A 954-nucleotide genomic window follows, 5' to 3' on the forward strand; every position below is an offset into this window, starting at 1 on the left:
TGGTGTCGGCCTGTGGCGCGGAGCCGCCGCTCTGGGCAAGGCGGGACCGGCGGGCCGGCCGCTCGGTCTCCTGCTGGTCCGCCCGTGGCTTCTCGGCAGCGGGGGCGCTGGCCCGGGCCACGGAGGCGGACGCCGATCCGCCCGACTGCTTGGCGCGGATGGCCGTCATGAGGTCGCTCTTGCGCATCTTGGAGGTTCCCGAGATGCCGAGGCTCCCGGCGAGGCCCTGCAGCTCGGCGAGCCGCATGGTGCTCAGTGCGCCGGCGCGGCGTGGCGCGTCAGGTGCGCCACCAGAAGCCGCGGTGAGTTCGGTGGTGTCTGTCACGAAGGATCCTTCCCCCTCGTCTGCGGTCTGGCTCTGCTGCCAGGACCGGAATGTATGACCAGTCGACCTGGCCGGATTGGGATGCCACACGTACGGCAAGGGGAGTCGAAGACGATGGCGCCGCAGCGCCCGTGTGGTGAGCACCTGCGGCGAACGACGCGAACTACGGATCTGCAGTCTCCGCCGGGTGCAGTGCATAATCTACACCCCGGGGAGCCCCCTTGCTGCCCGTACCCTACCAACTGGTCCGCCCGGGCACCCGTCAACCGTGCAGAAGCCGCGCGGTGACTCCCGAGTCCGGTACCCCGGGCACGAGGATCCGCCATGCGGCGCGGGCCCCGCCCAAGGTCACCGCGGAAGTCACTGCGGAGCTCACCGCGGTCACCGACTCCTTGGTGGCGAGCACCACGACGCCCGGTCCTGCGCCGGACACGGTGGCGGCGTGCCCCTGGCTGCGGAGCGTGTCGACCAGGGCCATCGACGCGGCATACGACTCCCGCCGGGACTCCTGGTGCAGCCAGTCCCGGGTCGCGGGCAGAAGCAGGTCGGGTCGGCGGGTCATCGCCTCGACGAGGAGCGCCGCACGGGCGCTGTTGCGGGCCGCGTCGGCGAGCGGCACGCTCGTCGGC

At 72.1% G+C, this 954-nt stretch carries 2 protein-coding genes; both read right to left on the bottom strand.

The genetic code is table 11. From position 1 onward, the window contains the following. The coding region (locus FRW57_RS24680; protein WP_238999547.1) for a Rho termination factor N-terminal domain-containing protein at positions 1-325 on the bottom strand (325 nt) is incomplete at its 3' end. 262 nt (positions 326-587) lie between these two features. After that, positions 588-954 (bottom strand): homoserine kinase (locus tag FRW57_RS22095; protein WP_476748671.1); only part of this gene is annotated, 367 nt, incomplete at its 5' end.

It is taken from the genome of Segeticoccus rhizosphaerae (assembly GCF_009192725.1).
Classification (GTDB): domain Bacteria; phylum Actinomycetota; class Actinomycetes; order Actinomycetales; family Dermatophilaceae; genus Segeticoccus; species Segeticoccus rhizosphaerae.